We start from the raw sequence: 14,555 nt of genomic DNA, 5'->3' as shown, positions 1-14,555 counted from the left end.
TTGCGTCTGAAAAGCACAGTCTTCTTACAATTTGAATCGTGCTGCCAACTTATCTAGGCTTGCCGCCTGTTGTGCCAATTGTTCCGCGCTTTGCTTGGTTTTCTCTACAGTTTTAGCCAGCGAATTGGCATTTTGCGAGATCTGTTCCACCCGATCAGCCATATCGCGTGTAGCAGCCGATTGCTGGCCCAGTGCGCCACTAATCCCGTCTACCGACAATGTGACGCGGTATTGGGCATCGAGAATTTCGTTGACCGATTGGCCCGCCTGGCTGGAAAGCGCCACGCCGGATTCAACGCCGGTTACACCACTTTCCATAGCCTGCACGGCGGCTTTGGAGGCTTGACGAATTTTTTCCACCATTAATTTAATTTCACCGCTGGATGTGCTGGTGCGCTCGGCAAGGGTTCTTACTTCGTCTGCAACCACTGCGAAACCTCGGCCGTACTCGCCGGCTCGAGCGGCTTCAATCGCGGCGTTCAGAGCAAGCAGATTGGTTTGTTCGGCGACACCGTGAATCACATCAACAATACTGGTTATTTCCGAGCTGATTGCTTCCAGATTGCGAATGTAGTCGGCCGCATTTACAACAATGGCTGAAATTTTTTGCATCTCTTTGGCGGTGGAGCTAATGACTTTTGTGGATGACTCGGCGCGCTGTCCTGATTCGAACGCAACCTGCTTGGCGTCCAGCGCATTACCGTTGACTTGTTCGAGCGATACCGAGAGCTGTTCGATAGTGGCCGCCATGCTGCAAGCTGCCTCGTAACCGTTATTGGCGATAATCGATTCTTGCGCGGCGGCCTCTAACAGGTCCGCCGAATATCGATTAAGTTGGAATACGCCGTTGTGCATATCGGAGATTAGATTGTGTAAGTTCTTGCGCATCTCCGCTAACTTTCTGAGAAGTTGTCCGATTTCATCGTCGCCTGCATCGGGGATTACCACCGTCAGGTCGCCGGCGGCGATAGCCCCAGTGACTTTTTCCGCTTGATCAAGGCTGTAACGGATTTGGTGAATAATCACGTAGGCCATTATCACGAAAGCTATTGCGCCCAGTAATGCCAGTCCGACCAGATACCAGGTTGTGCTGTCGACGGTTTGGTTAAGGTTTGCCAAGGTTTCATTGGAATATCGGTTGGAAATTTTGACGGTTTCTTCCAATGCTTCGTGATGTCGTTCGTACTGTTGATCCAGGCGTTCCATCGCCAGGTCCATTGTTTTTAGATCACCTTCCTTGATTGCTGGAATATAGCGTTCCTCCAATTCTTTCCACCACTGATCAGCTTGTTCGCGTTGCGCGCCCAATATGGCTTGTTTTAGTTGGGCGGGAATACCCTGTGTGGACTCCCAATAGCGATTGCGGGTGTCATACTCGATTTTCAGTTCTTTTAATCGCACATATTTCGGTTCTTTATCTTTGTCATGGTAAAGCTGTTCGGCCATTAACTGAGCTTCAACCAGAAATAAAGGGGGCGGTAGAATGTCTGCGACAATATCTTTTCCTTGTCCCATACGGTGTGCTGCATCTCCGACATAATCTAAGGCGTGATAGCCAAGTAACGCCAGGCCGGCCAGCAGTAGCGACGCAAACCAAGACATCAGTTGAAGTTTGGCGGCTATCGAAAAACGATTTAGCATACACATTCCCCTCTGTATTAATAACGTGAAAGTTGAGTAGAAATTGTAGAAGAAATCTAAGCGCCCTATAAACCACGCCATTGAATTTTTCTACAAAGCCGTGCGATTTGGTTAGGCCGTTGGATTGGCGCAGTGCCAGGGCAGCAATGCCTCAAAGTCTTCGACGGTTTTGGCCAGGGGCAACTGACGGAAAAACGCCGCCAGATAGGTGTAAGGTTCGATTTGGTTGGCTTTGCAGGTTTCGATCAGCCGAAAGACTTAGCGGTTTTTTTTTTAAGCGATGCATTTTCGCGCCAAGGTTCTCCACGAGGTATTGATATGCCTTTCTCCCGTTCTAAGCAAACCGATCCCACCCGAAAAATATCGACATTAAAGGCGTTATGGCCGTTTATCCGTCCCTATCGCGCTAGAATGCTGTTAGCCTTTTGCCTATTGTGTCTCGGCTCGGCGACGATTCTGTTAGTACCTTTGGCGTTCCGCGATCTGATTGATTTTGGCTTTGGTCAGCGACGGGCAGAGCAGGGTGGGTTGTTAGGCGCGCTGAGCATTGATGGACATTTTCTGGCGCTATTTGCCTTAGCCTGCCTGTGGGCGGTGACGATAGCGGCACGTTATTACACGGTCAGTTGGGTTGGCGAACGGGTGACCGCGGATTTGCGTAGCGCGGTTTACGAACGGGTCTTGGCGCAGTCTCCGCAGTTTTTCGAAACCTTGCAAACCGGGGAAGTTTTGTCACGACTGACCGGCGATACCACGCTGATTCAGACTGTGGTGGGCAGTTCGATTTCCATGGGCTTACGCAGCGTATTCCAGTTTATCGGCGGCATGATTATGTTGGCGGTGACCAGTCTGCATCTGTTCTCATTGATATTGGGCTTAATGATCTTGCTGACCTTGCCGATTTTGGCAATGGGCCGGAAAGTAAAAAAGCTGTCGCGGGAGTCGCAGGATAAGATCGCCGATGCCTCGGCGCTGGCCGGCGAGATCCTCAATGCGGTACCTACGGTCCAAGCCTATACCCAGGAAGGCCGTGAAGCAGCGCGCTTTAGTGAGCGCGCCGAAATCAGTTTTATGACAGCTGTCCGTCGCAGCCGGTTTCGTTCCGCGTTAACGGTTGTTGTCATCACGGCCGTGATGGGTTCCATTATTTTCGTATTGTGGATAGGTGCCAACCAGGTCAACGCGGGTGTTATGACCGGCGGGCAACTGGCTTCTTTCGTGCTATATGCCACGCTGGTGTCCGGCGGGATCAGCACCATAGCCGAGGTCTGGGGTGACGTGATGCGGGCGACCGGCGCAACCGGGCGCTTGCTGGAACTGCTATATGCCCAACCGGCAATCATTGATGCTGCTACACCTCAGCCTTTGGTAAATGGCGATACAGCGGCGATTGAATTTCAGCAAGTCAGCTTCAGTTACCCGTCGCGCTTGCAAGCCGCCGCACTGGATAGAATCGATTTAAGTATCTCGGCAGGGGAGAGCGTCGCTTTTATCGGCCCGTCCGGTGCCGGCAAGACCACGTTGTTTCAATTGCTGTTACGTTTTTACGATGTAACGCACGGTACCATCCGCCTTAACGGTCAGGATATTCGTCACCTATCCTTACAGGAACTGCGCGGCAAAATTGCCATTGTGCCGCAGGATGCTGTGATTTTCTCGACCACCGCGCTGGAGAATATTCGTTACGGCAGGCCCGACGCCAGCGACGAGGAAGTTATTGCGGCCGGGCAATTGGCACAGGTGGCGGAGTTCATCGACCGCTTGCCGGACAGCTACCAAACTTTTCTCGGCGAGCGCGGTACACGTTTATCCGGTGGGCAAAGACAGCGCATCGCCATTGCTCGGGCCATTCTGAAAAACGCTCCGCTGTTGTTGCTGGACGAGGCGACCAGCGCGCTGGATGCAGAATCGGAAGTATTGGTACAACGGGGTTTAAATGCCGCCATGCAGGGTCGTACCACCCTGATTATTGCGCACCGTTTGGCCACCGTGAATAAGGTCAGCCGCATCGTGGTGTTGGATCAAGGCCGCATCGTCGAAACCGGCTCGCCCGAGGATTTGCGCAAACAAAGCGGACTCTATGCTAGGCTGGCGAATCTACAGTTCGATGTGCAATAAGTCTGCATACGCCTAATGCCTGGGGCGAATCTGTTGCGGTAGAAGATGTATAGCTGTAGCGGCTTGCAATCGAAAAAGCGCAAACCAGCAATCAGCGTAATTTTCGACCGGAATTAAATGCAACTGACGGTCGTTCAAACCGAGATTATTTGCAACTGAACCTGCAATCATCTGCTCAGACTTGCAATCATCCGTCGCAAACCAGGATTATTTGCAACTGTGTTGCCCCGCTAAAGCACAGATTGGGCGCGAGTTCATACTGTACCACGAGAAGCGGCAGCGTCAGCTTCAGACACGGTACAGCGTCAATAGACCAGGTTCGCCAACCTCACAACAGATAACGCTCTCTTACTGGTAAAAAAAGAGGGGTTACAGCGTGAGATCGAGGCTCTGGAGCTTGAGAAACGGCAGCGGCTCGGACAGTATGCAGCCGTTAGCGATCTTGGGCTTTCGGCGGCCGATAGCCCAGTCGGCAAGGTTAAAACCTTGACAGTGAATAAAGGGCTTGGGCTGTCTATGCGCATGTAAGGCCGTAGCAGTCGGCGGAACCCATGACAGGTTCCGCCTAACGGCTTTAATGTTAGTTATGAAGTGGGTTGTTCTTTCGATCTTTTATAGCCCAAAAAAATGCCAACAATTGCACCAGTTAGTATAAAAAAATCTTGTATTCCCAGTGTTCCAAAGTAAATCAAACCTTGCTCGTGAATTATCGCTTCACGCATTGCTATTTCGTTCCAAAGCGAAATGTTCTCTGCAATTAACAGAATCGGAATAGGAAGCAAAAAAACATTTAGCCACCATCGGAATCGCCCTAAAAAGATCATTCCACACCCAACTAAAACCCCTAAAAACAAAGCGGATGGAATAGATTGAACTTTATCAGAGACTTCGGCAAAAGCTATCATTGGATAACAACCGAAGGTCATACACAAAATTTTCTGTTTTATATTCATTTGACAATCAGTGGAATAATGCCGTCAGGGTCTTTCTTAATATCATTCAGTAACTGATTTGTTGATGAGTTTCCGAACACACCGCCACCAACATCAACACAACCGGCAGAACCTTTAATACTTCCACCATGCAAGAAGAAACCGGAACGACCAAATGTGTTAGTTCCTCTATTTGGAGTTAATGGCCCTCGCCAATCGCCCCAGTCGGCTCCAACACCGGGTAAGTTTCTAATTAAATCGCCAATAGCATTAGGGTTAGAAATATCTTGAGCGTTTAACGTGTAATTACCGCTTGGAATTGCGCCTTTGTTTGGCGTCGATGCATCGCAGCCAATGCAATCCGGCCGTCCTGACGTTGCTGTTAAAAAGTATGAAGATTGACTAGGCTGCTCAGGATAAACAGAAAGTATTTGAGAAGCCGTATCATAATAAAGTGAAGTTAATCCTTTCGGATCGATGTACTTCAGCGGGTTGTTGAGGGCATAAGGATAGGTATTAATGCCCCCCGTCAAGCCAATCGGATCACTCTGCAAATACCGGCCAAGGTCGGGCTGATAATAGCGGTGGTAGTTGTAATGCCAACCGGTTTCCTGATCATAGTATTGGCCTGGGAAGCGGAGGTTTTGGGTAATGTTGGGGTTGACGGTGGTGACTTGGCCGAATGGGTCTAACTGGGCATTCCAGACGCTTTGTTGGGTTTGGTCACTGACGGTTTGCGGTGCGCCCAGGTGGTGGTTGTGAAAGTAGACGATCGGACTGGTTGCGTTGTTGCCGTCGATGCGCGCCAAGGGTTGGCCGTCGAGGTAGACGGTCTGTTGCGTGCTGCCGCCCAGGCTTTCGCTGATCATTTGGTCTTGCTGATCGTAGCCGTAGTATGTGCTGTTCAACGCCGTGGTTTTGCCGATGCGGTGACCGAAGGCGTCGTAGCGGTAGCTGCCGAGGCTGGTGTTGCCTTGTGCGACGCTGGTTAGGCGTTGATCGGCGGCATAGTTCAAGGTGTGGTTGCCAACTTGGCTGACATGGCCTTGTGGGGTATGGCTGAGGCTGATGGTGGGTGTGCCGGTGAGCGACAACAGTTTTTGGCTGCTCAGGTCGTAGTGGTAGTCGGTTTGCGCCTGGCCGCGTAATGCGATGCTGCGGTTGCCAACAGCGTCGTAGCTGTAGCTCAATGGCTGGGTGCCGCTGACAGTTAATATTCGGTCGAGTGGGTCATAGGTGTAGGTCTGGCTGTTGGCGGCATTGAGGTTGTCAGTCAGTGTTTGCAGGTTGCCGGCATTATCGTAGCCGTAGTTGATATTTTGTAGGATGCCCACGCTTTGCGCGGTCAACCGATAATCCAGGTCGTAACTGCGATCTAACATCAAGCCATTGCCATAATTCAAGCTCGTAACCGGCCCGAATGGCAAATGATTAACTGCATCTGCCAACACGCGTGTCGTTGTGATGCCGGACACCACATCCACTACTTGTACCTGCTGCACTTGGCCTGCACCGTCATAGACGTTTTGGATGCTGCGGCTAGCGCTAGGCTGGGTTTCCGTGAGCTGATTATCGGCACTGTAGTGATAGCTTATGTCGCTAATCAACGTATTGGTACCGGTGGCTTTTACGCTACGGCCAACAAGGTTGCCACGTAAATCAAAACGTTGTGTGGTGTCAATGTCGCCACGACGGGTATTGCTTAGCCGGCCTTTTTGGTTGGCTAAGTTCGTCGTACCGCCATCGTAGAGATTGACGACATCCGCCTCCGTCCCCGGATAATCAATGCCTAGCAGGCGATTGAGGGCATCGTAGCTGTAGGTGGCCGATATGTTGCCGGCATCGGTTTTTTGCAACAGATTACCGGCGCTGTCGTAGCTGTATTGGGTGATGCCGGTATTGGGGCTTTCCAGTTGGGTTAGATCACCCAAGCCGTTGTAGCTATAGAGCGTACTGTGGTTGTTGGCGTCCGTGACTTGGGTGAGGCGGTCTTGGCCGTTGTATTGGTAATCGGTCAAGCCGGCCAGCGCGTCGGTGGTGCGAATCAGTCGGTCCAGACTATCGTATTGATGCTGAGTGGCGTGACCGTTAGCATCGATGATTTTGGTCAGGTTGCCGTTGGCGTCGTATTGATAGTGGGTGGTTTGGTTGTAGGCGCCGATGTCCTGGGCTAGACGATTCAAGGCATCGTAGACGCGACTATGGGTTTTGACGATGTTACCGCTGCTATCAAGAATGTCTTCTTTGATGCGATTGCCGATTGCATCCAAGGTGTAGTGGATCTTACCGCCTAGGGCGTCGGTAATGTCGGTCAGCCTATGAGCCGCATCATAGCTGTAGGTGACGTAAACTCCGGTGGGACGGGTAACTTTGGTCAGATTGCCGATGGCATCGTAGGTGTATTGAGTAGTGTTACCGTCCACGGTTCTTTGCGTGAGTCGGCCTCTAGCGTCGTAGCTTAGGTTGACCACCAAGCCGTTGGGATCGGTCATAGTCAACGGTCGGCCGTTGGCGTCGTAATTATTAAAGGTTGTAACATGGCTCAGAGCGTTGGTAACGGTATTTAAGTCACCGGGTTTGTGGCTGGCCGTTCTGTCCGAATAATAGCTATAGGTAGTGATGTCGTTGGCATCGGTGCGCGGGCCATCGACTGTCAGGACTTGGCCGAGATTGTTGTAGGTGTAGCGCCATACACGCGAGTCGCCCGTTGCCGTTGCAGCCAAACCCAGCGCACCGTTGGCATCGGTAGTGGCTTGCTCGATAGCCTTACACAATACGGCAAGGGGCTTCCCGTTTGAAAGTGTCGCCGAAGTGGGCGCGCAACTGGCGATAGCGTTTCCGTTACTAGGATCGGGCTGACCATTGTAAACCCAGGTGGTGAGTTTATAGGGTTCGGCACGCTGAGTTTCTAGCCGCCAGTCGGGGTGCCACGCTCGGCTGACTTTGCGTTCGTTGGATGTTGCCGTTGGGACGTAGGCCGATGCATTGGCCGGACAGTTTCCAGCCGAAGCCACGCCCTCTATGAGAGTGGTTTCCAGGTTGCGGTTCAGGTCATAGGCATGACAACTTAGGTTGCCGTTAAAGTCGGCTCGGCTGGCAATGTTGCCATTAATGTCGTAGTTCAATGCACTACCCGAAGCAGGACAACCCGCCCCGGCTGGCTGGTTAGACCCCGTGCTTTTTAAGACCCCCAAACTAGCGGTGAAATGGCTGGACCGGACAGTACCTAAAGGATCTGTAATACTTGAGCTACGTTCATCTAAAGCATATTGCAGATTATATTGATCGACTCCTCCTGCATGCTCAGTTCTAATTACCTTCCCATTTACATCGTATTTGTAGGTAGCATAGCGCACTCCCTTTTCATCAAAAATACCGGTTAGAGCATGCGGCTGGCTAGTACCGCTAGTGTTGATGCTTTCGCCGGTATCTCCGCCGTAAATATAGAGTTTTCTCGGATTGTTAGGTAAAACACCAGGATAAATCACTTCTTTAAGGTTATCGGAACTAGTATAACTATACTGGTAGACATTCCCGGCCGGATCGCTAAGCGTTGCCATTTGGCCGGTTGCATAATAAGTGAAGTTTATGCTGTTACCAAAGCTGTCGGTGACTTTAATTAACAAATCAGGTTTAGGAGCAACGGTAACGGATGTTGAGCTATTACTATACGTTAAGGTTTTAAAACGGCCATTGGACTTTTGAATTTTAATTAACTTACCTTTGACGTCATAAATTTCCAAGTCGTCGTTCGAGTTTTTGATCTGCCATCCATTAAAAGTTGTACCTGAATAAAGTTGTTCCAATTTCAGTATAACGTCTGAATCTGAAATCCAAAGCGTATCCGATTTGGTAAACCGAAAATAACGCCCATCGGGACGGTAAACAACAGCTGTCGATACGCCATTGTTAGTTGAAAGCAGAATCTGTGAGTCGAATTCATTGATCCAGTTATAGCCATTCACCGATAACAATGAAATCCCATCAGAGTTATATGTTCTGGTGAAGGACAAATCACCAGATGCATTTTTATAGTCGACCTCTTTCCAATATTTGTTTCCAGTCGCTGAATTAACAGGGTTGGGTGTCATCACCAAGCAATTATCACCACCGCCATTCTTCGCTTTGTCTATGGGGTTTGAGCAAGCGGCATATGTCCCTGACCACGAAAAATAAACAGAGCCGCCTGTGGAGATATAGGTGCAGTGACCTGAACAATTGTATCCGGTACTCTGGCCATTGTTGGAGCATGAATCTCGATAACAAATGGTCCCTGGACTACTAATACTATCTGGGTTTTCATAGGAAAAATATACATTTAGTGCCAGCGGTTTTGTTTCAAAACATCCGAGTTTTGAATTAACTATCCAGCCTGCTTGAGCATCATTAAAGAATGAATAAAATGCAGAAAAAGCAAACCAATATATAAATAAGATTCGGTAATTTATTCTAGGCATATTATTGGGCTTTTCCCACATCAAAGTAGATTCATACGCATCAACTATGCGTGCGTTCTCATATTTAATTTGTTTAATAGATTGTGGCATCACAGGTTTTTAAAACCAAAATTAGACAAATAGCCATGTCAGACTCTAAAAAGAAGGGATCCAGGCCTATCGAACCACTGTAAAAAACGAAGTGAACTACGATCAGATTGTTTTGTCAGCTGAGTATAGATGTAAAGGAGTCGCCTAAAAGAAAGAGGGTGCATGCTAGTGTTTATTTTGTGACCGAATCTACATCTAATTGGATCAGCGCTTCAGCTAGCCCAACAAACAACAAAAAAACATCGATAAACATTCTAAAAATTTACCGAAAAACAAAATAGCTAATTGACTATCGCGCTAAGCGGGTTACGTCGTCTTAATGTAAAAGATGAAGCTGACACCGACTTAGAAACATTCCCAGTCCAGAATACGTCCGTTTTCTGGAATTTTCAATTTTCCACTTCCTGACGCCGTTTTATAAGGCTTCCAGAGTCCATAAATCTATTCCACAAAACAAATTCCAGATATACTCTGACCTTGAGACTTATTGGACTAGAGGACAAACAAAAAATGTTGATTGGTTATGCCAGGGTATCCACCGATGACCAGAATCTGGACTTGCAACGGGACGCACTTGAAAAGGCGGGTTGCGAAAAGATTTACACCGATCAGCAAAGCGGTGCGAGCACAGACCGCCTCGGCTTGACCGGAGTCATGGAAATGGCCCGCTCAGGCGACACGCTGGTGGTGTGGCGTCTTGATCGACTGGGGCGCTCCTTGAAACACCTGATCCACTTAGTTGAAAAACTGGAACAGCAAGGCATCGGACTCCGGAGCCTGCAAGAGAATATTGATACCACCACCAGCGGTGGGCGTCTGGTGTTTCATCTATTCGGCGCTTTGGCTGAGTTCGAACGCAACCTCATTCGCGAACGCACCCAGGCGGGATTGTCGGCAGCGCGAGCGCGAGGCCGGCAAGGTGGACGGCCAAAGCTACTTGATCCGAAAAAACGTGAACTAGCGTTACGCCTTTATAAGGAACGCCAGCATAGCATCGTGGAAATCTGCCAAATTATGGGGATTTCCAAAAGCACCCTGTATAACTATCTTGCGGAGCAGGGTGTCAATGCCCGCGACGCGGCATAGCCCGATTCCAACTGACTCGCTGTTGGCATTGCGCCAACGGCTGGATCGATTACCCCCAAAAAGTCCGGAACGAGCTGCCCAGGTCAAATCCATCGCCGAACTCTACGCCGTTTCCACCGACACGGTTTATCGCGCACTCCGCGATTTACACAAGCCCAAGGCTGCCCAACGCGGCGACCGCGGCAAACCACGGGTGCTACCGAAAGCAGAACTGGAACACTACTGCGAACTCATCGCGGCATTAAAACTGCGCACGACTAACAAGAAGGGCCGCCATGTTTCAACTCGCCGGGCCATCGAACTGATGGAAAAATATGGCTTAGAAACCCCGCAAGGATTGATCCGTGTTCCCCAAGGTTTATTAAGTGCCAGTACAGTAAATTATTACCTGAGCTACTGGAAACTCGATCAACCGCGATTGACCCGACAACCGCCGGCGGTGCGGTTCCAGGCCGAATTAAGCAACGCTTGCTGGCAATTTGATATGTCGCCTTCCGAGCTTAAACATGTTAAAGCGCCATTGTGGATAGAACCCAGCCGAGGTGCGCCAACCCTGATGCTATACAGCATCGTCGATGACCGCAGTGGCGTAGGGTATGAGGAATATCGTTGTGTCTACGGTGAAGATGCCGAATCTGCGTTGCGGTTTCTGTTCAATGCCATGGCACCCAAACCCTACATGCCGGATTTTCCGTTTCAAGGCATTCCGGACATGATCTACATGGATTGTGGCCCGGTATCCAAGAGCCGGGTATTCCAGAATGTGATGGATGCCTTGGGTATTGTTTGGCAGACGCACATGCCAGCCGGCAAAGATGGCCGCCGCGTCACTGCGCGTGCCACCGGCAAAGTTGAACGGCCGTTTCGTACCGTGAAAGAGGTACATGAAACCCTGTATCATTTCCATCAGCCGCAGAATGAGGCCGAAGCCAACTTGTGGTTGCAAAACTATTTGTTGGACTACAACCGGAAGCCGCACCGCAGTGAACCTCACACACGGCTGGAAGACTGGCTCGCCAACTTGCCGGCAAAGGGTTTTCGCGAAATGTGTTCCTGGGAACAGTTTTGCCGGTTTGCTCGGGAACCAGAGCGGCATAAGGTCGGACCCGATGCACGAGTTTCAGTGGATGGCACTGCCTATGAGGTGGCGCCGGAACTGGCCGGCGAAACCGTATTGCTGCTGTGGGGGCTATTCGACACCGAACTCTATGTCGAATACGACGGCGAACGCTCCGGGCCATATGCTCCTATTTCAGGCCCAATTCCCCTTAATCGCTATCGGGCGTTCAAGAAAACGGCAATCGACGAAAAGGCCGACCGCATCCGGCAACTGGCCGATCAACTTGGGCTGCCTATCGCCGCATTGACCGGTGACACCGATTTCCAGCTGACAGAACCGGTAGCATCGCCGGAAGATTTGCCACGGCATCCCTTCAGCGCCGAACATCAGGAATATCATTATCCCAGTAAGATTGCCGCTAAGCTGGCAATCGCTGATGACATTGCGAAGCCGTTAGCGAAGCTCACGCCCAATGATCGCGATTTTATCGATAGCGTGCTCGCTGAAACTCTCGAACGCAGCGTTGTGCTGGGACGTATTCGAGAATATTTTAGATGCCAAGAAATCCAAGGGGGGCAACATGCGGGTTGAAGTGATGGATTATTACGGACTGACCAAGCCCCTGAATCGAGCTGGTTACTACGAAACCGAACATCACAGCCAGTTGTTCAAGAATATTCGCGGTGCTATCCATGAAGGCCGGATTATCGTTCTCTACGGCGTCATCGGTAGCGGCAAAACCGTCACATTACGCCGATTGCAGCAACAATTGAAAGATGAGAATAAAGTCACCGTCTCCCGCTCGCAAGCGGTGGAAAAGCACAACGTTAAACTGAACACACTGATGGCGGCGCTGTTCTACGATCTTTCCACGGGAAAGAAGGTCAGGGTACCTTCCCGATCAGAGGACCGCGAACGGGAATTACAGGAGTTGGTCAAAAAGGGCAAACGCCCGGTGGCTTTATTTATCGACGATGCCCATGCCCTGAAAGATGAGGCCCTAACCGGCATCAAACGGCTGATGGAAGTAATTGAAAGCGATGGCGGATGCTTGTCAGTCGTGCTTGCGGGTTGGCCCAAGCTGCGTAATGATTTGCGCCGCCCCAAATTGGAAGAAATCGGCTTACGTACCGATATGTTCTCACTGGATGGTATCACTGGCAGCCAGCGTGAATACATTCGATGGTTGCTCACTACCTGTACCGGACGCCAGGAAGGGATAGAGGCATTGATGACCGCCGATGCCATTGACCTCTTGGCAAGCCGGTTACGGACAGCCTTACAGATTGAATGGCATCTCACTCAGGCTTTTGAAGCCGGTTATCAATCAGGCGAATTACCGGTAGATGCTGAATTGGTCGAAACGGTGCTATCCAAGCATTTGGACGATATGGAGGCCGCCATTACCCGGCAAGGCTATGGTCTGCGGGAATTGGTGCAGAACTTCGACGCCAAATCGGCAGAAATCAAAGCACTGTTTGCCAACCAGCTCGATCCGGTCCGTGCCAGCGACCTACGGGATCGGATGCGCCTGGCTGGATTACCGATCTGAATTCACTATGGTTTTAGTTGCAAATAATCCTGGTTTACGGCGGATGATTGCAGGTCGGCGGTAACGATTGCAGGTTCAGTTGCAAATAATCTCGGTTGGAGCGCTCGTCAGTTGCATTTAATTCTGGTCGAAAATTGCGCTGATTGCTGGTTTGCGCGTTTTCGATTGCAAGCCGCTACATATAGCCATCAACTTGGCTTTTTCAATTTATACTGTCAGCGGAGAACGGATTCTATCTTCCCAGTTACCGCCACCCGCCAAGTCCAGCCATGCACCACAAATTAATGACGTTTGTCCGAGACGATATTTGGTTGTTGCACGAGCAAGATCTGCCTTATGTTCAAGAAAAACTGATCAAGTATTTAAAAATCGTTATTTTGTCCTGGCAAAGTTTTGGTTTGGATCTTTGTCAGCTACGTGCCTCCGCTTTAACCTTGTACAGCATTTTGTCGATAGTGCCGGTCATTGCCATGTTGTTTGGCATTGCCAAGGGCTTTGGCTTTGAAATCATGCTGGAGCAAGAACTGTTGCAGCGCATGCCGGAGCGAGATGCGCTAGTGGTGCAGCTAATCGGTTTTGCCAAAAACCTGTTGGAAAGCGCCAAGGGTGAAGTGGTGGCCGGGATAGGGATTGTCGTGCTGTTTTGGACCGTGATCAGCTTGATAGGCAATATCGAAGAGTCTTTCAACTACATCTGGAAAATCGGCAAGAGCCGGTCGTTGGGCCGCAAATTTAGTGACTATTTGTCGCTGATGTTGTTGGCGCCGGTGTTGCTGATCGCCGCCAGCAGCATCACCGTCTTTGTTAGTACGCAAATCACTTGGTTTATTACCGTCATGCAATTGCCGGCGTTTGCCAGCTGGCTGGTGGTCAAAGCGCTGAGTTTGTCGCCGGTGCTGCTGATGATTGCCTTGTTTTCCTTTACGTTTATTTTTATGCCTAATCATAAAATACACGTTCGCGCCGGCATTATCGCCGGTGTGGTGACGGGCGTTAGTTATCATTTGTTGCAATGGGCGTATTTAAGCTTGCAGATCGGCGTGTCGAGTTATAACGCCATTTACGGTAGTTTTGCGGCGCTACCCTTGTTTGTGGTTTGGCTGCAAAGCTGCTGGATGATTGTTTTGTTTGGTTGCGAGATGGCTTTTTTTACCCAAAACTACCAAACCTATCGAAACAATAATCGCTTTGCCCATTTAAGTTTTGCGCTGAAAAAACTGGTGGCTTTACAAGTCATGCATTTGATAGTCAAAAACTTTAGCCAGTTGCAGACTCCCTTAAGTGCAGCCGACATCGCCGGCAAGCTGGCCATACCTATAGCGATCATTCAGGAAGTGCTGGCGAAATTACTGCTTAGCCACCTGCTGGCCGAACTGAAAGAACCTGATGGTAGCGACGAGGTCTATCTGCCGGCTATAGACATTCATATCCTGACCATCAGCTTTGTGATCAACGCACTGGAGCAATGCGGGCAAAACCAATTGCCGGAAAGCAACCAGCAACCGCTGCTGATCGACGCGGTCGAAAGCTTCAAGAGTTTGATAGCAGCATCCGAGCGTAATCAGCTGCTAAAAGACATTTGAAAGAGTCGATATAATTGAGTGCTGAGAATTTTAATT

8 protein-coding genes and 1 pseudogene are annotated in these 14,555 nt (G+C 50.0%); 5 read left to right on the top strand and 4 right to left on the bottom strand.

The genetic code is table 11. The features are described 5' to 3' along the window. Positions 1-24: 24 nt before the first annotated feature. Both JL719_RS14645 and JL719_RS14640 read right to left on the bottom strand, forming a co-directional pair. On the bottom strand, positions 25-1,641 hold the full coding sequence (locus tag JL719_RS14645) for a methyl-accepting chemotaxis protein (RefSeq protein ID WP_051670249.1): 1,617 nt from the start codon (positions 1,639-1,641) through the stop codon (positions 25-27). A 111-nt stretch (positions 1,642-1,752) separates the two neighbouring features. Beyond that, a pseudogene (locus JL719_RS14640) lies at positions 1,753-1,899 on the bottom strand (transposase domain-containing protein); the annotation flags it as partial. Positions 1,900-1,959: 60 nt separating this feature from the next. Between JL719_RS14640 and JL719_RS14635 the strand changes: the two are divergent. Beyond that, on the top strand, positions 1,960-3,759 hold the full coding sequence (locus JL719_RS14635) for an ABC transporter transmembrane domain-containing protein (RefSeq protein WP_051670260.1): 1,800 nt from the start codon (positions 1,960-1,962) through the stop codon (positions 3,757-3,759). 584 nt (positions 3,760-4,343) lie between these two features. Here the strand turns inward: JL719_RS14635 and JL719_RS14630 are convergent. Both JL719_RS14630 and JL719_RS14625 read right to left on the bottom strand, forming a co-directional pair. Next, positions 4,344-4,712, bottom strand: coding sequence for a hypothetical protein (locus JL719_RS14630; RefSeq protein WP_033158116.1), 369 nt, complete (start codon positions 4,710-4,712; stop codon positions 4,344-4,346). After that, complete coding sequence (locus tag JL719_RS14625; protein WP_084153374.1) at positions 4,709-9,238, bottom strand: RHS repeat-associated core domain-containing protein; 4,530 nt, start codon at positions 9,236-9,238, stop codon at positions 4,709-4,711. The genes JL719_RS14630 and JL719_RS14625 overlap by 4 nt, the downstream gene beginning before the upstream one ends. 510 nt (positions 9,239-9,748) lie before the next feature. Between JL719_RS14625 and JL719_RS14620 the strand changes: the two genes are divergently transcribed. The 4 genes from JL719_RS14620 (at position 9,749) to JL719_RS14605 (ending at position 14,519) form a co-directional block, all read left to right on the top strand. Further along, complete coding sequence (locus tag JL719_RS14620) at positions 9,749-10,324, top strand: recombinase family protein (protein WP_033158114.1); 576 nt, start codon at positions 9,749-9,751, stop codon at positions 10,322-10,324. 4 nt (positions 10,325-10,328) lie between these two features. Next, positions 10,329-11,975 carry an IS481 family transposase gene (locus JL719_RS14615; RefSeq protein WP_201799051.1) on the top strand — a complete coding sequence of 549 codons (1,647 nt, stop codon included), beginning with the start codon at positions 10,329-10,331 and terminating at the stop codon, positions 11,973-11,975. Next, positions 11,965-12,936 carry an ExeA family protein gene (locus JL719_RS14610; RefSeq protein WP_033158112.1) on the top strand — a complete coding sequence of 324 codons (972 nt, stop codon included), beginning with the start codon at positions 11,965-11,967 and terminating at the stop codon, positions 12,934-12,936. Before JL719_RS14615 ends, JL719_RS14610 begins: the two co-directional genes overlap by 11 nt. Positions 12,937-13,205: 269 nt before the next feature. Further along, on the top strand, positions 13,206-14,519 hold the full coding sequence (locus JL719_RS14605) for a YihY/virulence factor BrkB family protein (protein ID WP_033158111.1): 1,314 nt from the start codon (positions 13,206-13,208) through the stop codon (positions 14,517-14,519). Positions 14,520-14,555: the final 36 nt, after the last annotated feature.

This window comes from Methylomonas sp. LW13, from assembly GCF_016865255.1.
Classification (GTDB): Bacteria; Pseudomonadota; Gammaproteobacteria; order Methylococcales; family Methylomonadaceae; genus Methylomonas.
This window is presented reverse-complemented; position numbering and strand designations above follow the sequence as displayed.

What these genes read in the sequence shown, in the direction of transcription:
- JL719_RS14645 (WP_051670249.1), bottom strand. Translation starts at nt 1,641, where the DNA reads ATGCTAAATCGTTTTTCGATAGCCGCCAAACTTCAACTGATGTCTTGG.
- JL719_RS14625 (WP_084153374.1), bottom strand. Translation starts at nt 9,238, where the DNA reads ATGCCACAATCTATTAAACAAATTAAATATGAGAACGCACGCATAGTT.
- JL719_RS14610 (WP_033158112.1), top strand. Translation starts at nt 11,965, where the DNA reads ATGCGGGTTGAAGTGATGGATTATTACGGACTGACCAAGCCCCTGAAT.
- JL719_RS14630 (WP_033158116.1), bottom strand. Translation starts at nt 4,712, where the DNA reads ATGAATATAAAACAGAAAATTTTGTGTATGACCTTCGGTTGTTATCCA.
- JL719_RS14620 (WP_033158114.1), top strand. Translation starts at nt 9,749, where the DNA reads ATGTTGATTGGTTATGCCAGGGTATCCACCGATGACCAGAATCTGGAC.
- JL719_RS14635 (WP_051670260.1), top strand. Translation starts at nt 1,960, where the DNA reads ATGCCTTTCTCCCGTTCTAAGCAAACCGATCCCACCCGAAAAATATCG.
- JL719_RS14605 (WP_033158111.1), top strand. Translation starts at nt 13,206, where the DNA reads ATGCACCACAAATTAATGACGTTTGTCCGAGACGATATTTGGTTGTTG.